Annotated in this window: 19 protein-coding genes; 1 reads left to right on the top strand and 18 read right to left on the bottom strand. The window is 52.7% G+C overall.

The genetic code is table 11. The annotated features are described in order from the left end of the window. From AC2A06_RS14465 to speA, 17 genes are all read right to left on the bottom strand, one after another. A partial coding sequence (locus tag AC2A06_RS14465; RefSeq protein ID WP_484380741.1) for an ESPR-type extended signal peptide-containing protein occupies nt 1-2,289 on the bottom strand: 2,289 nt, incomplete at its 3' end. A gap of 546 nt (nt 2,290-2,835) precedes the next feature. Continuing rightward, nucleotides 2,836-4,473, bottom strand: a complete 1,638-nt coding sequence (locus tag AC2A06_RS14460) for a thiamine pyrophosphate-binding protein (RefSeq protein WP_484380740.1) — start codon at nt 4,471-4,473, stop codon at nt 2,836-2,838. Between the two features lie 38 nt (nt 4,474-4,511). After that, the gene (locus AC2A06_RS14455) at nt 4,512-5,981 is read right to left on the bottom strand and encodes an aldehyde dehydrogenase (protein ID WP_484380739.1); all 1,470 of its coding nucleotides are present in this window, start codon (nt 5,979-5,981) and stop codon (nt 4,512-4,514) included. A gap of 71 nt (nt 5,982-6,052) precedes the next feature. Further along, nucleotides 6,053-6,826 (bottom strand): aspartate dehydrogenase, encoded by a 774-nt coding sequence (locus AC2A06_RS14450; RefSeq protein ID WP_023489518.1) that lies wholly within the window; start codon nt 6,824-6,826, stop codon nt 6,053-6,055. 12 nt (nt 6,827-6,838) lie between these two features. Beyond that, nucleotides 6,839-7,633 (bottom strand): SDR family oxidoreductase, encoded by a 795-nt coding sequence (locus tag AC2A06_RS14445; RefSeq protein WP_484380738.1) that lies wholly within the window; start codon nt 7,631-7,633, stop codon nt 6,839-6,841. Then, nucleotides 7,630-8,448 (bottom strand): alpha/beta fold hydrolase, encoded by an 819-nt coding sequence (locus AC2A06_RS14440; protein WP_484380737.1) that lies wholly within the window; start codon nt 8,446-8,448, stop codon nt 7,630-7,632. Before AC2A06_RS14440 ends, AC2A06_RS14445 begins: the two co-directional genes overlap by 4 nt. After that, on the bottom strand, nt 8,448-8,972 hold the full coding sequence (locus tag AC2A06_RS14435; RefSeq protein ID WP_484380736.1) for a cupin domain-containing protein: 525 nt from the start codon (nt 8,970-8,972) through the stop codon (nt 8,448-8,450). Before AC2A06_RS14435 ends, AC2A06_RS14440 begins: the two co-directional genes overlap by 1 nt. A gap of 34 nt (nt 8,973-9,006) precedes the next feature. Beyond that, nucleotides 9,007-10,254: an MFS transporter gene (locus AC2A06_RS14430; RefSeq protein WP_484380745.1), complete on the bottom strand. Its 1,248-nt coding sequence runs from the start codon at nt 10,252-10,254 to the stop codon at nt 9,007-9,009. A gap of 38 nt (nt 10,255-10,292) precedes the next feature. Next, nucleotides 10,293-11,492: an NAD(P)/FAD-dependent oxidoreductase gene (locus AC2A06_RS14425; protein WP_484380735.1), complete on the bottom strand. Its 1,200-nt coding sequence runs from the start codon at nt 11,490-11,492 to the stop codon at nt 10,293-10,295. Next, on the bottom strand, nt 11,489-12,430 hold the full coding sequence (locus tag AC2A06_RS14420) for a VOC family protein (RefSeq protein WP_473196993.1): 942 nt from the start codon (nt 12,428-12,430) through the stop codon (nt 11,489-11,491). Before AC2A06_RS14420 ends, AC2A06_RS14425 begins: the two co-directional genes overlap by 4 nt. A 120-nt stretch (nt 12,431-12,550) precedes the next feature. Beyond that, a complete protein-coding gene (locus AC2A06_RS14415; RefSeq protein ID WP_023489525.1) occupies nt 12,551-13,345 on the bottom strand; it encodes an IclR family transcriptional regulator in 795 nt (264 codons plus the stop codon). 29 nt (nt 13,346-13,374) lie between these two features. After that, nucleotides 13,375-14,130: an SDR family oxidoreductase gene (locus tag AC2A06_RS14410; RefSeq protein ID WP_484380734.1), complete on the bottom strand. Its 756-nt coding sequence runs from the start codon at nt 14,128-14,130 to the stop codon at nt 13,375-13,377. Continuing rightward, nucleotides 14,127-15,170, bottom strand: a complete 1,044-nt coding sequence (locus AC2A06_RS14405) for a Rieske 2Fe-2S domain-containing protein (RefSeq protein ID WP_473196991.1) — start codon at nt 15,168-15,170, stop codon at nt 14,127-14,129. The genes AC2A06_RS14410 and AC2A06_RS14405 overlap by 4 nt, the downstream gene beginning before the upstream one ends. Nucleotides 15,171-15,188: 18 nt before the next feature. After that, a complete protein-coding gene (locus AC2A06_RS14400) occupies nt 15,189-15,497 on the bottom strand; it encodes a recombinase-like helix-turn-helix domain-containing protein (RefSeq protein WP_023489528.1) in 309 nt (102 codons plus the stop codon). Between the two features lie 2 nt (nt 15,498-15,499). Continuing rightward, entirely contained in the window at nt 15,500-15,817 is a 318-nt protein-coding gene (locus tag AC2A06_RS14395; protein ID WP_023489529.1) for a non-heme iron oxygenase ferredoxin subunit, read from the bottom strand. A gap of 329 nt (nt 15,818-16,146) precedes the next feature. Beyond that, complete coding sequence (gene speB / locus AC2A06_RS14390; protein WP_023489530.1) at nt 16,147-17,070, bottom strand: agmatinase; 924 nt, start codon at nt 17,068-17,070, stop codon at nt 16,147-16,149. 278 nt (nt 17,071-17,348) lie between these two features. After that, the gene (speA, locus tag AC2A06_RS14385) at nt 17,349-19,262 is read right to left on the bottom strand and encodes a biosynthetic arginine decarboxylase (RefSeq protein ID WP_200874161.1); all 1,914 of its coding nucleotides are present in this window, start codon (nt 19,260-19,262) and stop codon (nt 17,349-17,351) included. A gap of 456 nt (nt 19,263-19,718) precedes the next feature. On the opposite strand from speA, the gene metK reads away from it, so the two are divergent. Continuing rightward, the gene (gene metK, locus AC2A06_RS14380; protein WP_023489532.1) at nt 19,719-20,873 is read left to right on the top strand and encodes a methionine adenosyltransferase; all 1,155 of its coding nucleotides are present in this window, start codon (nt 19,719-19,721) and stop codon (nt 20,871-20,873) included. A gap of 63 nt (nt 20,874-20,936) precedes the next feature. Here the strand turns inward: metK and mrcB are convergent, their stop codons facing one another. Continuing rightward, complete coding sequence (gene mrcB, locus AC2A06_RS14375) at nt 20,937-23,498, bottom strand: bifunctional glycosyl transferase/transpeptidase (protein ID WP_484380733.1); 2,562 nt, start codon at nt 23,496-23,498, stop codon at nt 20,937-20,939. Between the last annotated feature and the right edge of the window lie 88 nt (nt 23,499-23,586).

Genomic DNA, 23,586 nt, shown 5'->3' with positions numbered 1-23,586 from the left:
GCTGCCGGTATTGGATAAGCTAAAATCATACAGCCCGTTGGCTACACGCTCACTATTTTGAGTGATGCCATAGCGCACACCTGGGTTCACTGCAGCCCCATTGAGCTGCATGTTTAACCCATTGACACTCCCGGCGCTGGTGGCGTTGACCAACTGAGTCCACTGGGTATTTATATTCTGGTTAAGTAAAGAACGACTCCCTATTAACGTATTAGTATTGATGGCACCATCGCCCACAATATTAATGGTGCCAGTGGTGGCGGTCAGTCCGGCGGCGCTAATGATGCTATCCGCACGATCACTGAATAAATTGCTATAAAACGTTAACCTGCCACCCGCTATGCCCAAACTGCCGATGGTTTGCGTCGTGGGGGCTCCCGCAGCCCCAACGGTGGTACTATTACCACTGCTTAGGGTAAGTGTCGCTCGGGTTAACGCTGTCGTATTATTACCGGTCAAGGCGAATAGGCTGTTTTGTAGATTCACGATACCGGTAAAAGCACTGCCGGCATTGGCACCAAAACCAAAGCTCAAATTCGCATTGCTGCCATTGACATTAATTTGCCCTGCACCGGTAATGCCATTATTCAAGGTATAGTTGGCGGTATTATTAATCAGCAAGCGGCTATTCGCATTGGTCATATTAAACCGGGCATTGCTATTTAATGATGTGGCGTTATTAATGGTTAAGCTTGAGGTGTTGATTAGGTTAAAAATACCGGTAAAGTTGCTGGCATTGGTACGGCTGGCCATACTGACATTACTGCCATTTAACGCCCAGGTCCCCGCACCACTTAAGGTATTGGCAAATGTTGAACCGGTAATACTGGTAAATAATAAAGTCGCGCCATTAGCCACACTAATGGTGCCATTCCCCAATGCACCGATAACACTCGTTCCTAATGTACCGGCGGAGATAGTCCATGGCGAAGTGGTGGTACTGCTACCGGTCAGTGTCCAGGTACTATTGCCGGTTTTTTGTAACGCCGTGAAACTGGTGAATTGACTGGCTAGCAGGGACATATTAAAGATAGCGTTAGTCGCCCCGCCCAAAGTCAACGTATTAGCGCCACTCCCGCCGACATTACCATTAATCGTGTAGCCCGCCTGTAACTCCAGGCGATTAGTACCCGCAGTAAATGAAATTGCCCGGCTGCGCGTGCCACCAGTACTAGTTAGACCACCACTGATAGTACCGGAGTTGATGATGGTCATATTACTGCCAGTGATACCAATGCCACCCGCCGCCAGTGCCCCCGGTGTACCCGACGCACCGGTGCCACTCGCTCCGCCATTCCCCCCCTGAATAGTTCCAGTGCTAGTGTTAGTGATGGTCAATGATGACCCGGTAATGCCGGTGCCACCAACCCCACCAGAGCGGCTGTGCGCAGCGGTGGTGGCATTGGTTCCGCCCACCCCGCCATTGCCACCGGAAATGGTCCGACTATTGCTGATACTGACGCCACTACTCACTATGCCACTACCACCACCACCACCAAAACCACCACCACCACCACCCGCGCCGGATCCTCCATTCCCGCCAGCACCACCAGAGATAGTGATATTAGTATTCACTGTGGTGGTACCGGTCCCTGTCAGTACAGCACCGGCACCTCCACCGCCACCACTGCCACCATCTGAACCACCGGTCGCTAAGGCATTACCCCCACTACCCCCATTGCCACCACGGATAGTCGCCGAGATCGCATTTATTGTGCTCCCGACAAAACCAGCACCCCCGCCCCCCCCACCACCAGCACCAAAACCATTAGAACAAGAAGGTGTACAGACGGCGTTTCCCCCAGCAATACCCGCTCCGCCTACCGGGGTACCCGCACTCCCTACGTTTCCACCTGCGCCTCCTGCTCCCACAGGATCATCGGCGTTTGTACCCGTACCTCTTGAGCCTGCGCCGCCAGTACCATTGGCTAAACCAGCGGAACCCGCTATAGAACGGGAACTAGGTCGCCCACCAGTGCCACTTGCTCCCCCGCCCCCGCCAGCACCACCATAAGCGCCATTGCCCCCCAAGAAAGAAGCGTTATCGCCACCCGCGCCATTGGCAAATACCCCTTGAGAGAATAAAAGCAGGCAAACCGCACTCAGCAGGGGCCAACCCCGTATTGATAAAGCGCTTTTTTTAAGTTGCTGACTATCTGCAACGTGATCACCGGAACCTTCAACCACGGTCTGACCAGAGGATGACTTACCAGTACGGCGCGTAAACTCAGAAGCCACCTGCATAAGCCCTAAAGCGTAGTTAAAAACAACACGGTATACACGATTCATAGTGTCCATCCCCTCTATATCAGTGTTATTCTAAATGAGGTGACAATATCTTGAATTTATTGGTTATATGGTGTCACCCATCGCATAATTATTTATGCAACACTGATACAGGTTTGTTAAATAAATTGAGTTAATGTTTTATAAAGTAAAGTGATAAGGTGTGAACCCTTTATGTCCTGCTTCATTCAAGTTACCGGTAAAGCCCTTTCGCACCCACATTACCTCTGGCGCCGAAACGAGTAATTACAGGGAACCAGGCTGAATAACTCAACCAACAGCCCTGTAATTGAAGTATGAGGAGTCTCATGAGTATCGGGTGAGAAACTCATTCGCTTCTTAAGAAAGTGTAGTAGAAAAAAAAGATCGGTTAGCCATTCTTTTATCTCGTTAATCTACTTTAAATGACCAAGTAAAATGCAGATGGGTTTAAACAACGTAAACCGCTAAGCAGGTGAGAAAAAGGCCCAATAATGGGCCTGATAAAACAGCGGATGATATAAACATGGCAGTCGCTTGAAAAATGGCAGAACGCTTTGCCGCCGATAGTTAATACAATTTCTGTGGTGGACCGGCAAAACTCAAGGGGCCTACGCTGTTCATCTCCACCTCGACCACTGATGGCCCTGAGTAGTTAATCGCCTCTGCCATCACACCGGCAAACTGCTCGGCATGATTCACTTTCCAGGCTTTGATTCCCATAGCTTCGGCAACCTGGCAAAAATCTGGGGTATGTAATTGGTTATAGTACTGCCGCCCGGCAAAATACTTATCTTGAATACCCCGCATCACACCATAACCATCATCATTCATAATCAGCAAAGTGATATTGGCTTTCTCCTGCGCCATGGTCGCCAATTCCCCTAACCCTAGCGCCACCCCCCCATCTCCCACCAGCCCCACCACTTTGCGTTGTGGGTTGGCAATCGCCGTACCAATGGCCATCGACAACCCCATGCCGATCGCCCCCGCCAAGGAGTGAATATTGCACAAAGGTGAAATAGCACGGAACAGGCGGCTGCCCCAAACACTGCCAGAGACGGTGATATCACGGACCAGTAAACCATCCGGTGGTAATGCGCTGGCGATCGCATCATTCAGTTTGGCGTATTCCCCCGACTGCTGGCGCAGTGCCGCTTCTGCCTGCTCTACCGCCTGAGCAATTTCCCTATCCCAGTCGGCATTCACTTTTTCTCCTGGGGTCAACCGTGCTGCCAATGCAGTGAGCAAAGCAGCACAATCACCAGAAATCTGTTCATCTGCCAGATAGTTACGGTTGGCTGCCGCCGGGTCGATATCAATCTGTACCAACGGGCGAGGCAGTGGTAGCGACCAAGTACGCGTTTCATTACTACGTAGCCGAGAACCCGCCACCAGCGTTAAGTCACACTGCGTCAGGATCGCCTCAACACTGGGTGAGTTATGGAATGCCCGCAAGCTGCGCGGGTGGCTATCGGGCAAAATACCACGCCCATGGGTGCTGGAAATGACCACCACGCCGGCATCTGCCAACTGTTTAACCGCTTCACGGCAGGCCAGTGCACCGCCCCCCACCCACAGTAGCGGGCGTTTGGCACTGCGCAAGCGCTGGTATAGGCGCTCTACCGCCACGTCAGCCGCCGCTGGCAACACCGGTGGCAAAATGGCATGACCTACCAGATTGGCAGGGATCAGACTGTTTTGAATATCGATCGGGATCTCTATCGCTACCGGGCCACAAGGAACGGTCTGCGCATCCAGAATAGCCCGTTGCAACACCGCTACCGCCTGTTCGGGCGTATGCACCCGATAAGCCTGCTTGGAACAAGCACGCAGAAAACCCAATTGATCTTTGGTTTCATGAATAAACCCGGCATCAGCATCCAGATAGGCTTTTTCTACCTGGCCGGTAATGTGCAGTAATGGCGTATTGGCATTCAGTGCTTCAATCATTGCCCCCACCGCATTGCCCGCCCCAGCGCCGGTGCTGGTCAACGCCACCCCCAGGCCAGAAAAACGCCCGTGAGCATCCGCCATGGTCACCGCCCCAGCCTCGCCGCGTGCAGGCACAAAGCGGATCGCCCCACGTTGCCCAATAGCATCGGCCACTGGCAGGTTATGGATTGAGATAACGCCATAGATTGCAGCCACTTGGTACTGTTCCAGCGTTCGGGCTATCGCCTCACCAACCGTTATTTTTTCGTTCATCTTCTACCTTCTTGATTATCTTGTTTTATGGAAGACGCTCAGTCACTCCAACGATTGGGCTGATTACTCAATGCCAGATACAGGCTTTTTTGTTGCATATAAGCCTGAATACCCTGGCGGCCCTTTTCACGCCCCAAGCCACTCTGTTTAAAGCCGCCAAATGGCGTAGAAATCGAGAATGTTTTGTAGGTGTTAATCCACACAGTGCCGGTTTCCAACTGTTCTGCCAGCGCCATCGCACGGGTAAAATCACGGCTCCAGATACCTGCGGCCAGGCCATATACTGAGTCGTTGGCCAGTTCAACCAACTGTGCTTCATCATCAAACGGCATTACCACCAGCACCGGGCCGAAGATCTCCTCTTGGCAGGCCCGAGCGCTATTACTCAGCCCTTCTATAATCGTTGGCAGGTAATAACTGCCTTGCGCCAGTTGTGGATCGGCGGGTACCTCGCCCCCCATCAGGATCCGTCCCCCTTCCTGCTGAGCCAACGCCACGTAGTCCGCGACGCTCTGGCGGTGTTTTTGGCTGATTAATGGGCCCAGATGAATACCGGGCTGTAGTGGGTTGCCGATACGCAGACCCGCCGTCAGTTCACACAAGCGTGCCAATAAGGGCTGATACAATGAGCGGTGTACAAACAACCGCGAACCGGCAATACACGCCTGCCCCGCCGAACTGAAAATACCGTAACAAATACCCCGTGCCGCTTGTTCCAGGTCAGCATCCGCTAAGACTATCGTTGGTGATTTACCCCCCAGTTCCAGTGAAGTGGGGATCAGTTTTTCAGCCGCAATATGGGCCAGATGACGGCCAGTGCCGGTACCGCCGGTAAAAGAGATCTTCTTCACTAGTGGGTGACGCGCTAGCGCTTCGCCAATCACTGACCCTTTACCCGGCAATACACTCAGCAAGCCGGCAGGCAAACCCGCTTGTTCAAACAATTCCGCCAGTTTCAGCGCCATTAAAGGCGTCGCTTCGGCAGGTTTAAGCACCACGGCATTTCCTGCAGCTAACGCCGGTGCCACTTTCTGCATTTCACTGGCAATGGGGGAGTTCCAGGGGGTGATGGCCGCAATCACCCCCAACGGTTGATATTGGCTTAAGGTCATTACGTCACGGTTGCGCTGAGTGGGCAGTTCCCCCTCAAGTACTTCGCAGGCGGCGGCAAAATAGCGCGCAGTGGCTGCAGCACTCATCACTAATCCACGGGTTTCCGCTAATGGCTTACCGTTATCACGGGTTTGCAGTTGTGCTAGGCTCTCTACCTGTGCGCTGATCAAATCACTAACACGGTACAAAATAGACGCACGCTGATGCGGCACCAGCCCCCGCCAGTTTGGGTTGCGCCAGGCTTGTTCCGCTGCCGTCACCGCTTCATTGACATCTTCAATGCTGGCGGCACGCAAGTGGGCATTCACGCTGCCATCAGCCGGAAAAACCGACTGCATCTCGTCACCTCGCCCCTCACACCAGCGGCCAGCAAGAAAAATCTTTAACGTTTCCATCAGGTACTCCTGTTGTTCAGGCAATAAAAACTAAGGTCAAAATCTCGGCTATCGCTGGCGTTCGCGGACCATTACAAGTCACGGCAGGCTTGTACCGCACTCAACGCTGCCAACATTGAGGTTTTGGGGTTACTCGCCAACGGGTTGCCACAGAGCTCAATCTGGAACTGGCCAAAGCGGCCAGATACCTGTAAGCGATGGGTATTGCGTTGGGTATGTGGATCCACCTGCAAGCGTACTCGCGTGGCATCCATCCCCAAGCCATGCAGTGCAATGGTGGCAGCCACATTGGCATTGGCTGGAAAGAGCCTTGCCGCCTCACGGGCTGAGCCTTCAAAGAACACTCGCGCTTCAGTGACACTATCCAGGTCGATCAATTTTTCCGCTTGGCTACCACGCCAACTGGCCGGGCTTTTGCTGGATTGGTAAGTGACACTTTCCAGCCCCCCCTCACGAGCCGCCGCCAGTCCATCCATACCCGCCACCGCACCAGACAGCACCATCAACCGGCCATGATGCGCTGCCACCGCCTGCTGTAAACGCTGTTGTAATGCGCTATCAGCCAACGCACCGGTAGAGATCACCGCCAGCGACCAACCACGTTTCAGGATAGCTTCACCAAACTCGGCAACGGCCTGTTGGCTGGCGCACTCCAACACCAGGTCAGGCCGCTCGCTGCATTGTGCCGGGTCACTCAATGCCACCACGCGCCCATTAAATGCCGCCGCGATCTCGCCATGATGTTTTTCCCGTGCCAGGATCCAACCCAATTCAACACCTGCCGGTAATCGTGCCACCACCTCTTTGGCCATTGAGCCATAACCTATCATCATGATTTTTTTCATTTTCTGGCCCTATCAGAGATGCCGGTTAAAACCACCGGAAACGTCCAGTGTCGCCCCAGTCGTAAAGGAAGCCATGGGTGAGGCCAAAAACAGCAAGGCCCGTGCCGCTTCTTGGGGTTTACCCAGTCGTTTCATCGGAATACCACGCCGCTGCGCGAGCGCCGCTGTCCACTGCTCCCAGCTCTGCTGCGGATCATCCCGTTGAGCAAAGCGGCGCTGCCACTGACCAGATTCCACCATTCCCAGCAGGATCGAATTGACACGCACTCCCTTACTCACCAGCTCTTTCGACAAGGTCAGTGTCATATTAAGTAGCGCAGCCCGAGCCGCCGAGGTGGCAATCATGTGCTCTTCCGGTTGCAAAGCCAGTAACGAGTTAACGCAGGTAATCGAAGCAATATCTGAACGTTGTAACGCGGGTAAAAATGCCTGTACCGGGTTAATCACCCCAAACAATTTGAGTTCTGCTTCATGCAGCCAGGCTTCACGTGGTGTTTGCTCAAAATTCGCCACAAACCCTTGCCCGGCGTTATTGATCAACATATCCACTGCACCAAAATGGTGGTTCACCTGGTCAGCAAAGTGGGCAACCTGGTCAACATCAAGCACATCACAGGGTAATGCCAGGATTTGTGCTTGTGGAAACTCATCGCGCAAATTGGCCTGTGCAGAAGCCAGTTTGTCTGGGTTACGACCACAGAAAGCCACTTTTGCCCCTTCCGCCAGTAACAGACGCAAGGTTGCAAAACCGATCCCTGAGGAGCCGCCAGTGACCACGGCAACTCGTTGCTCTATTTGAAAGTTCATGATGGGATCCCCCCCGTAAACTGCTGCAAATAACGGTTAAACAGTGCTGCGGCATCAAGATAGCTGGCATGCCCTGCCGCTGGGATCAGGCGCATCGGCGCAGCATACTGTTGTGCCAGACTTTCAGCCCCTGCAGGCGGGGTGATGCGGTCTTCACTGCCACACCACACCTGTAAGTGGCCCCGGTAAGCGCGCAAATATTGATGGATGTCATCATTGGCCAACATCCACGCCGCATTAAGAAAACCAGCGGGATTAAGCTGCTGCATACCACGACCTACCCAAGCGATATCCTGCGAATCCGCCCCCTCACGCAGTAACGCAGCCGCACGCTGCTCTGCGTAACCTTGTAGGCCGAGTGTTGCCATCAATTGTTTACGCTGTGCATAAACCTGCTGGCGTTTCTCTGCGCTGGCCGTGGCATAACCTTGCGCCGGATCAGCCAGGACCAAGCCACTGACACCATCAGGATGGGCGGCTGCGTAGGCACTGCCAATCAACGAGCCAAGGGAATGCCCAACAATCAGTGGCTGTTGCAACGCCAACTCAGCAACCAAGGCCGCTAACGCCTTGGCATAGTCGGCGGCACTGGCTGTCGTTTGCGCCAGTACCGCACTCTCACCATAACCCGGGGCATCCCAGGCGATCAGACGATGGTTAGCCGTCAAGGCGCTATCACTGAACTGCTTGACCCAGGAGGCGGAGCCGGAACTGATACCATGCAGTAACAACACCGCCTGGCCCTGTCCCGCCTCACGCCAGCTTAATGGGTAGCCGCCACAGTTCGCCTGTTGGCGTTGCGGTAAACCACTCATCAGTTACGCTTCACTTTGGATAAAGGGTGATCCGCCGGGTAGGTCGGTGTTTCCGGCTTGGGGGTACCCAGCATCACGCACATCAGGGCTTCTTCTTCACCATGGTTGAACAGGCCGCGATAAATCCCTGCCGGTACGGATATCAGGTCACGCTCTTTCAGGGTGGTTTCGTAGTATTCGTCACCATCTCTGATCATCACCGTGATGCTGCCTTTCAGCATAAAGAACACTTCTTCAACATCCGCATGGAGGTGCAGCGGCCCTTCGCATTTGGCGGGCAGCACCATGGTGGAAAAAGTAAAGTGCTCTGCCGGAACGGTGTTGCTATCGCTGGCGACACCGGTAGCACCAGTACCCAGATAGCGCATCTGCGCACGACGATATTTCGGATCATAATCCGCCTGAAACTTCAGTGCGTTCCAGTCGTATTTACGCCCCTCAAAGCGGGCGATGCGTGACTCTACCCGTTGTTTTATCGTCAGATCCTGCGGCTTGGTCACTGCTTTATCTTCAACTTGAGACATAGTTTCTCTCCTTTGTTATATCAAAATGGTCACATCAATATTTTTTCACTAACGGCAGCAAAATGACGCAGCCAACCAAGGCCATCACCACCAGGAACAGCAAGCCGTTATCCATATTGCCGCTAGCGGCGATCAACGCCCCCATCAGCACCGGAGCCAAAGCACCGGCAAAGTTACCTAACCCGTTAAAAATACCGCCAGCTGTGGCGCTAACCCGGCTGCTGGTGGCCTTAGCCAACAGTGCAAAGATATTGGGTGCCCCGGTACCCCACATAAAGGTGCTGAAAGACATGGCGGCGATCACGCTGTAAGTCCCCTGCAGATGTAACACCACCCACAAACCCAAACCGGCCCCAAACAATGAGATAAAACAGGCCAAAGCCCGACGATCCATTTTGTCTGATAGCCAGGCACCCAGCACTTCACCTAACAGCATGGCAATAAACGGCAGTGATGACAGGTAGCCAGCATGTTCCAGATGAATACCTTTGCCTTCAATAAGATAGCTAGGTACCCAACCATTCATGCCCCACAGGTAGGTCAGAAATGCAATATTGAATAGGCAAATCATCCAGAAATGCGGTGTCCGAAACAGTTCAGTGCGTAGCTGCCTACGCTCAGCAGCCAGCGGTTTGCTGCTACCGGCCCGCACGGGGCGATCCACATTCAGATGTCTGGTACCCCAAAGCACCAACAACATGACCGGCAGTGTCAGAAATGCCATAAAGAAGAAGGTACTTTGCCAGTCAAAGTTGTGCAGAATATATAAGGTTGCCGGGAAGCCGAGCGCCGCACCGATCGGCGTGCCTAATAACCACATCATGGTGGCGCGTGCCTGCAAATGTTGCGGGAACGCTTGGCGTACAATGGTGTAAGCCATCGGTATCAGTGGGCCTTCTGCAATCCCCAGCAAAACACGCAAGGTAATCATGCTGTAGTAGGAGCGTGTCAGGCCCATTAAGACCATCAGCACCCCCCAAGTCACCATCATACCGATCAGGACTTTAACTGGGTTTAACCGGTCACCAATACCACTCAGCAACATGGAAGAGATGCCGTAAGAGAACAGGAAGGCACTCATCAGTAATCCCAGCCGGGCAGGATCAAAACCAATGCCCATCGCCTGCTGAAACTCGGCGTCAGAAAACAGTGCAGCAATACTGATCTTGTCGAAAAATGCCAGCAATACGCAGGCAAACAGGGCGATAGGCGCTGACCAACGCACTCTGGTTGGCAAATTTTCGGCAACAACATCCCCCACCCGAGTATTACGGGTGTCAATATCTTGTATCGTCATAAAACGCTCCCTCAGGTCGGCGGCTATTTCAACGCCATCAGAGAAAACTCCACATCCGCCAGTTGCTGCGGATCCAATATCCGGCCACTGGCCAGCCAACGTTTACCCAGTTTGATGGCGCGTGCATCATTAAACGCCACCATTTGCACCAGTTGCTGCTCAGCATTCAGGGTAAAAAACAGCGATGATTGCGGTGTTCGGCGCACCACGGAGTGAACACCCCCATTAGGGATGCCAAGGATCTGGATATTGGCGTCATATTGATCTGACCAAAGCCAGGCGGCTTCATCGTAAGGTGCCGCAGTGGCATCCAGCATCGCGTGGGCGGTGCTAATCGCCTGGTTCTGTGCGTAAGCCCAAGACTGTAGACAGAGGCCAAGTTTAGGATGACGTGCCACATCGCCAGCGGCAAAAATTGCCGGGTGGCTGGTTCGCCCTTGCCCATCGACCACAATCCCATGCTCAACCCGCAGCCCAGCACTGTGTGCTAACGCCAGGTTTAGCTCCACGCCAATGCCCACCACCACCCGATCAAAAGATTGTGCGGCGCTTTTGCCACTGGTTATCCACGCAGTTCCCTGCCGGTCCTCAAGGGTGAGTTCGCCACAGTCGCAATGCACCGTCACACCCTGCTGTTGATGCAGTTCCAGCAACGCCTGCGAGACCTCTGACCCAACACTGCGCATACACAATGCAGGTTGCCGCTCAAATACCGTCACCTCAATGCCCAGCTTGCGGGCTGAAGCGGCGATTTCCAGGCCAATCCAGCCACCGCCAACAATTGCCAGTTTTTTACAGTGCAGCAAATTGTGGCGCAGGCGAATGGCATCATCCCAAGAGCGCAATGTCATCACGTGCGGATGACTGGCCCAGTGGGCATCCGGCAAGCGTGGCTGCCCACCGGTGGCCAGCAACAGTTGTTCAAAATGTAGTTGGCAACCATTATTGAGCGTCACCGTCTGCTGATGGGCATCAATCGCCTCAGCCCGTAATGGGCGATACCAGTCGATATCTAGCGCGGCAACTTCTTCTTCACTAAACAGGCGGCTTAGTGGAGCCTGTTCATCCAGCAACACGGATTTAGACAGCGGTGGGCGCTCATAGAAATCATAAGGTTCATCACTCACCACCGTGAGTTTGCCGTTGTAACCATCTGCGCGCAGGGTTTTGGCGGCCCAACCACCCGCTTGCCCAGCACCAATAATCACAATACCTGCACTCATAGCGCCCCCGTTTTGTGATGCTGGCGGCGGGTATCGTGGTCTATTCCCCCTTCGACCGCCCATTCGGTAAATGACACCAGCGAATGCTCCAGCTCACGGGGTTGCCAGTTTTCGGTCAGGTAATCATCATTGGTATAGTATTCAAACGCGCCGCCGGTCGGGCTGTTGACATACCAAAAGTAGGCAGAGGAGATCGGGTGGCGGCCCGGGCCAAGAAAAGTGCTCCACTGCTGTTTATTCATGGCGATACCACCGCCGATCACCTCATGGATATCACGCACGGTGAATGCCACATGGTTCAAGCCACGCGGGCGGTTGGGCAATTTGAGCAGAAACAGGTTGTGGTGAACCCCGCGTACCTGGGTGCGTAGAAACACCGCGCGGTCAATATAGCGGTCAGACACCTGGAACCCGAGCACATCGCAGTAAAAACGCTCCGTAGCCGGTAAGTCTTCCACAAAGAACACCACATGGCCGATATTAACGGGTTGTGCCTGGGTATAAACCGGGCTGGCTTGATCGATGCGGCGTACATCTCCCCACTGGTTAATCGGCGATACCGGCAGACTCACTGGCTGCTGCGCACTGACAGCAAAGCGTACCGTCATGCCGTTAGGATCTTGGCATTCAAACTCTTCGCCCACCTGGTGGAAGCCTGGCATGGGTGCCAGTTTCTTTTGTAATGTAGCCAGAGCAGTTGGGCTTTCAACCGCCCAAGTGATACGGCGCAGCGTAGAACCCGCTTCAAACGCTGGGGGTAATGCCCCGCTGTTTTGTGGATACAGCACCACTTTGGCCCCAGTGAGGGTGGTAAACTCACGGTAGAGATCCCCCTGCTGTTGAACCACTGGCTGCAAGCCAAAGTCTTTTATAAATTTTTCACACGTTGGCAGATCTTCAACGCCAAATTCCAGCTTTTCGATTCCGCTTATGCTCATTCGTTGTGCCTCAGGTTATCGCTGAATATGTTTTTCAGGCATGAGCGAACCCTGGCCCATTAATTTGCATGAGCCTGATTACTGCCTGAGTTAAAGAATCAGTCTGGTTGTAACAGTGACCTAGCTGGCGTACTCCTGCACCGATGCCCCTAGAAACCCGGATATTTTCACTGCGGCATCACGCACTTCGGCGCGTAACCGTTCGCGGTCCGCTTTCGGGATCTCATTCGAGGGCACCATAATGCTGACTACTGCCTCCACCTGCCGTTCGCGGTTAAAGATCGGGTAGACGATCGACGAGATACCTAGCCGGAAGAAGGATTCACCAATCACATAACCGCGCGCTTTATCTTGCTGCACCATTTGCCACAAAGCCTCACGGCTAGCGGGCGTACCCGGTGCCCTATCAGGTAAGGTTTCCTGCGGAAATAGCTTCTCAAACTCTTCCCGGCTGGTACTGGTCAGCAACATGCGGCCAAGAGAAGTACGGTGTACTGGCAAGCGAGTGCCCACACTCACCTGATTTATCTGCGAACCCGCCGCGCTGACACGGGCAATGTAGATCACATCATGCCCATCGCGGATCGCCAGATGACTACTGCACTGGCTGCGATCACGCAATTGCTCAATCACCGGTTGACCCACCTGAGCAACATCCAATGAGGCGATATACTCAAAGCCTAACCGCAGCACTTTGATCCCCAACGCAAAGGTATTGGTACGTGGATTACGCTCCAAAAAACCCAGATGTTCCAGTGTTTGTACCACCCGATAGGCCGTAGCTTTTGGCATATCGACCAGGCGATGTAATTCTGCAAAGGTCATTTCCTTATGCTGCTCACCGAATGCCAGTAGCAGTTGTAACCCGCGATCCAGCCCGGGGATAAGATATTTACACGCTTGTTCGTCTGCCATGTGCTACCTCTTAAGTCGTTGCCTACCTGTCAATTAAACACAAAGCCACCATTGACCGGTAATAACTGGCCAGTGACAAAATCCGCCAATGGTGACAGCAGATAAATCACACTGCCAGTCACATCGTCTGGATGTTGTACCCCCGTCAAAGCTCGGCCTTGCTGATACAATTGGTGCCGTTCAGCGGGAACATACTCTGTGGCTTCTACCCGGGTCAAACCTGGAGCAATGGTATTAACGCAGATCCCCTGCGGCCCCAGCTCGCGAGCCATGGAACGGGTCATGGCGATCACCGCCCCTTTACTGGCCACATAAGCCATCAATTTGGGCGCGCCCCACAACGCGGTATCTGAAGCGACATTAACGATTTTGCCATGGGCCGTCTGCGCCAACAGTGGAACCGCCGCCTGGCTTACCAACCAAGTACCACGCACATTCACCTGCATCACCCGGTCCCACAGATCAATATCGTACTCCATCATGGTCTTACCGCCCACGCCGGTGGCCAATGCGGCGTTATTCACCAAGCCATCAATCACGCCACCTTTAGCGATCTCGCTAAAAGCGGTGGTGATGGAAGCGGGAGAGGCGAGGTCGATAACCTGTACTTCCACCTGTGCCCCCTGCTGACGCAAGCTGTCGGCACTATCCTGCAATTCTGCAGCCAGGATATCGCACATCACCACACTGGCGCCGGACTGAGCCAGTGCCGCCGCAAAGCTGCGCCCAAGCCCCCGGGCAGCACCAGTGACCACTATCCGTTTCCCTGCCAGCAGGCCGCTCACTGGGCGGTCTCCTGTTGGCTGAGGGTCGCCAATTGTTTTTGGGCTTCCTTCTGCATTACACGCCGCAGGCGGGAGAGCCCCACATCATGCTGGTAAAGATATTCACGGCCACGTGCGTTCGGTACCATGTTTTCCAGCACGATACGGTCTTGCTCCAGCACGTCCCAATGTAAACCTTCCAAACGATTGCGATACATAAAACGCCAGGCATCACGCTGCCAATCTTTCACTTTACGGATCCGCCAGAAAAATACCCGGCAGTGATCTTTATCTTCCGGTACCGCCATCCCGATGATCCAGAAATGTCCCCCCGGCCCAAAGCGTTTTTTATACGGGATCGACAGGCGCATCCAATACGCCCCACTACTACCTAACTCTACCCAGTCAAAGTTCACACCACTTTGTTCATCCTTTTTAAAGATGAATCCACTGCCAGTGGGCTGCAACGACATATTGGCCTTGCGATCCCCTTCCGCCATAGAGTGGGAGGCGGAATGGAGATAAGAACCGTGCATCGGGTCCATCACGTTTTCCAAGGCATACTGGTAATTACAGTCCCAACTGGCAGTACAGAGGAAATGGCTATAACTTTCGCCATCCGCCAACTCCTGAGGAAACGTCAGTTCTGCAGGTGGTTCGTCAGCTGTGACCCCAAAATAGAGGAAAACCGCGCCGTAGGCTTCTTTCACCGGATAAGAACGCAGGCACTTCTGCCCCACCAGTGGACAACGATCTACCGCTGGGACATCTTTGACTACACCGTCACCATTAACTTCGACACCGTGATACCAGCAGGCGATGCGATCACCTAAGTTCCAGCCCACAGAAAGGCGCGCACCACGATGGGGGCAGCGATCTTCCAGCGCATGGAGTTGGCCTTGGCTATCACGCCATAATACGATCTGTTGCTCCAGGCGGGTGATCCCCACCGGGTTACTGCTCACTTCCCAACTAGCCAGCACCGGATACCAGAGACCACGTAAACCCTGATCGAGGTACTCCTGTACTGTCTGCGCGGAGGATGGGGTCTGATTTGTCATGTTCTTCTCCTATGCGGCTCAGAAACCGTTAACCTGAAGGAATTGGCGGAAAGTGTCTTCGTTCCATGGCTGCCCATGGCGATCAAAAAAGCGGCGCTGATTGAGGGCCTGGATAATCTGATCCAGCTCTTCCGCCCCCTGTTCAAAAATCTCTTCCAACGCGCCGACCAGGGCAGTTTCAAAGCCGTCTGGAACCCGCGCCCGACTTTGCCAAATGACATTTTGATATTTACCGGGATGATGGATTTGACCATTACCACCAAAACGGGAGGGAATCACTTGTTGGCTATCCGGTAGCCAAGGGTTGAAATCAGTAATCGGCTGCATGCTTATTCCTCTGTGATCAAGGTGATTTGGATTTGATTGTCGATCATCCGGGTAGGGTAGGTTCGCAGATCACGGCCACCCGGCTCGCGCAAACACTTGCCAGTACGCACATCAAACTGGGCTTCGTGCAGCGGGCACTCCACTTTTCCGTCATCAACAAACCCTTGGCTGAGCAAGGCATAGGCATGCGGGCAAACATCTTCCAGCGCGTAATATTGCCCCTCCACCAGGAAAACGCCGATCTCCCTACCCTCTATGTTCGCAGAGAAAGGAAAATCCTCGGTTACCTGAGATGCCTCACACACATTCTTCCAGCTCATATCTTCCATCCTTAACTATTTGTCTCATATATGAAACTTAGTTTATTATTTAATACAAGCACTATAAATATGGCGATTCTTTAGTCAAGGAAATCACCGATGGATTGTTAACAAATGGTTATTTAAAAGTTGCCTTTGAGGTGATGATCACAAAAAACGTACAGTTATAAAGCAACACAACAATTGCTTTAGTGACAAATAACGCAGTCAATAACGAGGGGAATAGCGCGACAGTTTTAATAATAACGGGGATAAAGAAGGGGCTGGTAGTCCTACCCAGCCCCGTAGCAGCCTAACAGCCTGGCCATCAAGCCATTAATGCAGTGGAGTTATCCCTCCAGCTTTTTGGCCGCTTGCAAATAGAGCATTTCCAGCCCTAGCGTTGCCGCCGCCAATGCGGTGATCTCTGACTGATCATAAGCCGGAGCCACTTCCACCACATCCATGCCGACAATATTCAACGACTGCATACCACGTACCAGTTTCAGAGCACGATCAGACGTCAGGCCACCAATCACCGGTGTTCCGGTACCCGGTGCAAAAGCCGGATCCAGGCAGTCAATATCAAACGTCAGGTACACGGGCATATCACCCACGATCTCCCTGATCTGGGCCAGAAGATCATCCACACTGCGGTCATTCACTTGCGCAGCATCCAGAACAGTAAAGCCGTTGTCATGATCGAACTCGGTACGGATACCAATCTGCACTGAATGATGAGGGTCGATCAGCCCTTCATTTGGCGCATGGAAAAACATGGTGCCATGATCGAATTTGCTGCCATTGGCATAGGTATCGGTATGCGCATCAAAATGTACCAGTGCCATTTTGCCAAAATGTTTGGCATGGGCGCGCAGCAATGGCAGGGTGACGAAATGGTCACCACCAAAAGAGAGCATGCGTTTACCCGCTTGCAGCAACTTTTCTGCGTGTGCCTGCAGTTTGTCACTCATATCTTGCGCATCACCGAAATTGAACACGATGTCACCACAATCGATGACGTTCAAGTGATCACGCAGTTCAAAACGCCATGGCCAGCGAGCCCCTTCCCATGCCAAGTTGGTAGACACCTGACGAATAGCAGCCGGGCCATGACGACCACCGGCACGCCCAGAGGTGGCCATATCAAATGGAATGCCGGTGATAACCCACTCAGCATCACTGTCGTAGGGCATGAAATTCAGTGGAAAGCGCAGAAAACCAAAGGCATTGGAGACTAAAGAATTATCAGGGTGATGGCCTAAGGTACTCATATTTAACCTCTTATTTAAACGGACTGCCCGTCGCCAATCGCTTGGGCGATAGCAAAAATACGATTAAATCCGTTGGTCATACATCGTTAAATCTAAATCTAATCGAACAGATTTAGCCAATTGATGTTAGGCGTGAAATACCACCTCTCACACCCAAGGCCGACTCATGGCACCTAATGACCCCATGGTCAGAACCTTCACTTTAGCAACAGTTTCAGGGCTAGCTAGTCGCCCTGAAACTGTCAATCCTCACTCGACAACCAATCAATCAAATAGATTTACTCATCTTCGAGATAGGTATAGCCATACAACCCAGCTTCAAACTCCTCCACAAACTGGGCCTGCAGTTCACTATCCAGATCGGTTTTTTTCACCTGGTCGCGGAATTTCGCCAGCAACGCTGTGGGATCGAGCTGCACATATTCCAGCATATCGGCAACGGTATCCCCCTCATCAGATAACTCGGTTTCCGCGCTACCATCAGGGAACACAAACACATCCACTGCGGAAGTATCACCAAACAGGTTATGCATATTCCCCAGAATTTCCTGGTATGCCCCCACCATAAAGAACCCCAGCGCCGGTAAATTTTCCGGGTCGTAAGGGGGCATCGGCATAGTAGTTGCCACACCATCACCATCAATATAGTGGTCAATGGTACCGTCAGAATCGCAGGTAATATCCAGCAACACCACCCGACCTTCCGGTGGTTTGTCCAACCCCTCGAGCGGCAATACCGGGAACAGTTGATCAATACCCCAAGCATCCGGCATTGACTGAAATAACGAGAAGTTAACGTATAACTTGTCTGCCATCCGCTCTTGCAACTCATCAATAACCGGGCGGTGAGCTCGATTACTTGGGTCAAGCTGCTGCTGAATTTTATTGCAGATATTCAGATACAACTGCTCGGCATAGGCTCGTTGGGTCAGGTCCAGCATCCCGTGAGTATATTGGGTATGCACATCGTGCAGATCCATCTGGCTATCGTGTAACCATTCACGCAGTGAACGCCGATTTTCCGGTTCATTCATCTCCTGCCAGGTTTCCCACATACTCTCCAGTGCGCGCGGCGAATCTTCCGGTGGGGGAACAGGCTCACAGAATTCGTTACGCTCAACCCCAATGACATTAGAGACCAGCACAGTATGGTGAGCGGTTACTGCTCTGCCCGACTCAGTGATCACCGTTGGATGCGGCAAATCATACTCATTGCAAGCATCCCCAATGCCCCAGATCACATTGTTGGCGTATTCGTTCAGACCGTAGTTAACCGAGCAATCGGATTGCGAACGGGTCCCTTCGTAATCTACACCCAGGCCACCGCCCACATCGAAACATTGAATATTAACGCCGAGCTTATGTAATTCGACATAAAAACGCGCAGACTCACGGACTCCGGTGGCAATATCGCGAATATTGGCCAACTGAGAACCCAGGTGAAAATGCAGTAATTGCAGGCTATCCAGGCGACCCACATTACGCAAGGTTTCCACCAATTTCAGCACCTGAATAGCGGCCAGGCCGAACTTGGATTTTTCCCCGCCACTGGCTTGCCATTTACCTGAGCCTTGGGAAGCCAGACGAGCACGAACCCCCAAACGAGGTATCACATTCAGGCGTTCGGCCTCTTCCAGTACCAGGCGAATTTCCGACATCTTCTCGATCACCAGATAGACTTTGTGGCCCAGCTTTTCGCCAATCAGTGCCAAACGGATATACTCGCGATCTTTATAACCGTTACAGACGATCACCGAACGAGTCATACCGGCATGTGCCAATACGGCCATCAACTCTGCCTTGGAACCCGCTTCCAACCCTAATGGCTCACCCGAATTAACCAGCGACTCAATCACCCGACGATGCTGGTTAACTTTGATCGGGTAAACCAGGAGGTAATCACCTTGATAACCAAAAGATTCACGCGCACGTTTGAAAGCGGCATTAATTGATCGCAAACGATGCTGCAAGATCTGAGGAAAACAGAACAGAGCAGGTAAACGCCCCCCCTCTGCCTGATGTTCTTTGACCAATTCAGCGAGATCAATACGCGCCTGTGGGACGTCTGGATCCGGGCAGACGCTGATATGTCCCAGTTCATTAACGTCATAATAATTGTTGCCCCAGTAGGCGACGTTATAAGTGCGCAGCATCTTGCTGGCAACCTGATCATTCATGGCAACCTCCTGCATGGAGCATAAAAATAAATTTCACCCGTTAATGGCGGACATCTATTCAGCATATACCCAAGTTCACCCAAGTTGCAGGCGTATTAACTGCAACTTGAATCAACGGCAAATTCACACCCTGCGTAATGCACTAAAAGCATTCTGGCGCTGTTTTTACCGGACACTCAAGGAAAATGCAAAATGAAAATTTGCCAGAAACTGTTTCAAGCGATGAAAATGGCGTAAAGACGGGCGATCGCGAGCACAAAAAATCAGAAATTGCTGGCAATCTTCTCAGCTCCTGACTTAAAATAGACGTCCAGATGTTAATCCATCTATACTTTTCTACTGCTTGACAGCTTTGCCTGAGAGGCGTTGCAGGATCAATTTATCACCACCAGAGCCCTGATGCTTTGCTGTTCGGATCGCCAACGCTGTGCAGTTATTTTTAACCCGTTTTGTGCAAGGTAAAGAATCACCATGGCTAAACACCTTTTCACGTCTGAATCTGTCTCTGAAGGACATCCAGACAAAATTGCCGATCAGATCTCCGATGCCGTTCTTGACGCCATTCTAGAACAAGATCCTAAAGCGCGCGTAGCCTGTGAGACCTACGTAAAAACCGGTATGGTGCTCGTTGGCGGCGAAATTACTACCAGCGCCTGGGTTGATATTGAAGAAATCACCCGCCAAACCGTGCGTGAGATTGGCTATGTTCATTCTGATATGGGGTTCGACGCCAACTCCTGCGCGGTTTTAAGCGCCATCGGTAAACAATCCCCAGATATCAACCAGGGTGTAGATCGTAGTGACCCATTGGAGCAAGGGGCTGGCGACCAGGGGTTGATGTTTGGTTATGCCAGCAACGAAACCGACGTGTTAATGCCGGCTCCAATCACTTACGCACACCGCCTGGTTCAACGCCAGTCTGAAGTGCGTAAAAATGGCACTCTGCCATGGCTGCGTCCAGATGCTAAAAGCCAAGTCACCTTCCAGTATGACGACGGTAAAATCGTGGGTATCGATACCGTGGTACTCTCTACACAACATTGTGAAGAGGTCACGCTAAAAGCGCTGCAAGAAGCAGTGATGGAAGAGATCATCAAGCCCGTGCTGCCCGCTGAATGGCTGAGTGCTGATACCAAATACCACATCAACCCGACAGGCCGTTTCGTTATTGGTGGCCCAATGGGTGATTGCGGCCTGACCGGGCGCAAAATCATTGTTGATACTTACGGTGGTATGGCGCGTCATGGTGGTGGGGCATTTTCCGGCAAGGATCCTTCCAAAGTTGACCGTTCCGCTGCCTATGCTGCCCGTTATGTCGCGAAAAATATCGTGGCCGCCGGGTTGGCTGAGCGTTGTGAAATCCAGGTTTCTTATGCTATCGGCGTGGCTGAGCCAACCTCTATCATGGTGGAAACCTTCGGGACTGAGAAAATTTCAACTGAGCGGTTGACCGTGCTGGTGCGCGAATTTTTCGATCTGCGTCCTTATGGGCTGATCCAGATGATGGATTTGTTAAAACCGATCTATCGCCAAACCGCCGCTTATGGCCACTTTGGTCGTGAACACTTCCCTTGGGAAGCCACTGATAAAGCCCCTTTGTTGCGTGAAGCTGCTGGCTTGAAATAAGCCCATATGAGGGTAGTAAAAACGGCGAGCCACTGGCTCGCCGTTTTTGTTACTGGATATATTTTATTGACCAAACATATCCTTGATCCACCCAGGAACACCATCGGCATCTTTCTGCTCATCCAGTTTTGGCTGCTGAGATTGCTGTGGCTGAGTTTGCTGCGATGGCTGTTGAGCCTGTTGTACCACCGCCTGACTCCCCTGGCATAATCCCTGTGGGTTTTCCGTCCACACGGGGAGGGTACGCGAGCCATTACCGCCACAAATGAAATTACCGTCAGAATCGATGGCCATCTGGCTGATTCCTTCTGGCTGTTGCAACGTCAACGCCAACGGCGTCTGATTCTCCAGATAGCGACGGTACAGTGTCAGAGCACCATTAGCACCGGTTAATTTAGCTGGGCCATTATTATCACGCCCAACCCAGGCTATCGCCACTTCCTTGCCATCAATACCTGCAAACCAACTATCGCGCAAATCGTTGGTGGTACCGGTTTTGGCCGCCAAATTGTAGTTGCCATATTTACCAGACAGTGAACGCGAAGTACCACGGACTACCCCCTGTTGCATCGCGTACAATGTCAGATAAGCCGCTTGAGCCGGGACCATACGCTCTGCCTGTGGCAAGCTCTGATACAACACGGTGCCATCCTCTGCAATCACTGAACGTACTGCAGACAGCGGGGCACGGTTCCCCCCGCTGGCGATAGTCTGGTATTCCTGTGCCACTTCCATCGGAGTCAGACCAATGGCCCCCAGCAACATAGAAGGCACCGGAGAAATGGCGGTTTTAGGGATACCCAAGCGTTGTAGCGTCGCGCTGATCTGATCCAGCCCCAACGACATCCCGAGATTGACCGTTGGCACGTTGAGGGAGTTGGCCAAGGCATCAACCAACATCACCCGGCCACGGAACTGGCGATCATAGTTGTTCGGTTGCCACGAGGTACCATTTGGCAACTTTATCGACAGCGGCTGATCCGCCAGCCAGGTATTCAGGCGGTACTTATCGGGCTGCGACAACGCCGCCAGGTAAGTCGGTGGCTTGGCCAGTGACCCCACCAAACGCCGCGCCTGAGTTGCCCGGTTGAAACCAGCAAACTGAGAATTAGCTCCCCCTACCATGGCACGAACTTCGCCGGTGAAACGATCCACCACCACCATGGCAGCTTCCAGATCATCAACATGACGAGCTGCACGCAGCGCCGGGACCCCTTCCTCAACCGCTTTCTCCGTCGCATCTTGCGAAACCGGGTCCAGTGTGGTGAAGATCTTCACCCCTGAAAGATCATTAATCTTGTCACCCAGCTTATTCTGCAACTCCTGACGCACCAGTTGCATAAAAGCGGGCTGCGGTGAAATCACGCCCCCTTTCGGCTGCACCCCCAACGGACGACTACTCAGCATGTTATAGAGCTCAGCGTCAATCATCCCCTGCCCCTGCAACAGCTTAAGCACCACATTACGGCGTTCCAACGCTAACTGCGGGTTACGCCATGGGTTATACAACGAGGCGCCTTTGACCATGCCCACCAGCAAGGCCTGTTGATCAAGACTCAACTCATTAACCGGACGACCAAAGTAATACAGGCTCGCCAGTGGAAAACCGCGGATCTCATCACCACCACTCTGCCCCAGGTAGACCTCGTTAAGGTACAACTCCAGAATACGGTCTTTGCTGTAACGATAATCCAGCAGCAACGCCATATAAGCTTCATTGAGCTTGCGCGAAAGTGAACGCTCACTGCTCAAGAACAGGTTCTTCACCAATTGTTGCGTCAGGGTACTACCGCCTTGCACCGCATGACCGGCGGACAGGTTAACGAATACTGCACGGCCAATAGAATAAAGACTGATGCCTTCATGCTCGTAGAACTGACGGTCTTCGGTGGCGATCAACGTATCCACCAGCAAATCCGGGAAGCCACTACGCGGTACAAACAGGCGCTGTTCACCATTGGGTGACTGCATCATGGTTATCAAACGCGGATCAAGACGGAAAAAACCAAAGTTACGCTGATTATCCATATTAACGATTTTTGCCAAGCCGTTGTTCTGGAAATCGAGCCGGGCGTGGATCTGCCCCTCTTTGCCATCCGGGAAGTCAAATGGACGGCGCTGCAGTTCAATACTGTTGCCCTCCACCGTAAACTCCCCTGGGCGCGTCATGCGACTAACCTGACGGTATTGCATCCCTTCCAGCAGATTAACCATCTGCTGTTTACTGTATGGCATTCCAGGTTCCAGGTTAACCATTCGGCCATACACCGCCGCTGGCAACTCCCAGACTTTGCCATCAATACGACTGCGGATCTGCGAATCGAGATAAACGCCATAAACCGCCAACAATGCGGCAACCACCAGGAACAGCTTGATCAGTAAACCCAGCCAACGGCGTTTTTTACGTGATGGGCGCGCTTTTACCTTGCGCGACATGCGTTTTTCCTCATATTCCTCATCATAGCCATCCTCGTCGTCGTCATACTCATCCTGATACTCGTTTTCTTCGTATTCATCATAATCGTCATAATCCTCATCACGACGACGGCGCATCGGTCTACGTGGCGCCTGACGTTTAGCTTGTCTCCCTTGGCGCCCAATCGGCTTGCGGTCATCCCCAGCCATTACTGTTGCTCTCCATATTGTGGCCCTGATGGCCATTATTTATCGCTTAATCTAGTCCTGTAGCAGGCTACAGAACAGAAGAAACTTC

The organism is Serratia sp. HNCC26DJ244, assembly GCF_057180565.1.
This window is presented reverse-complemented; position numbering and strand designations above follow the sequence as displayed.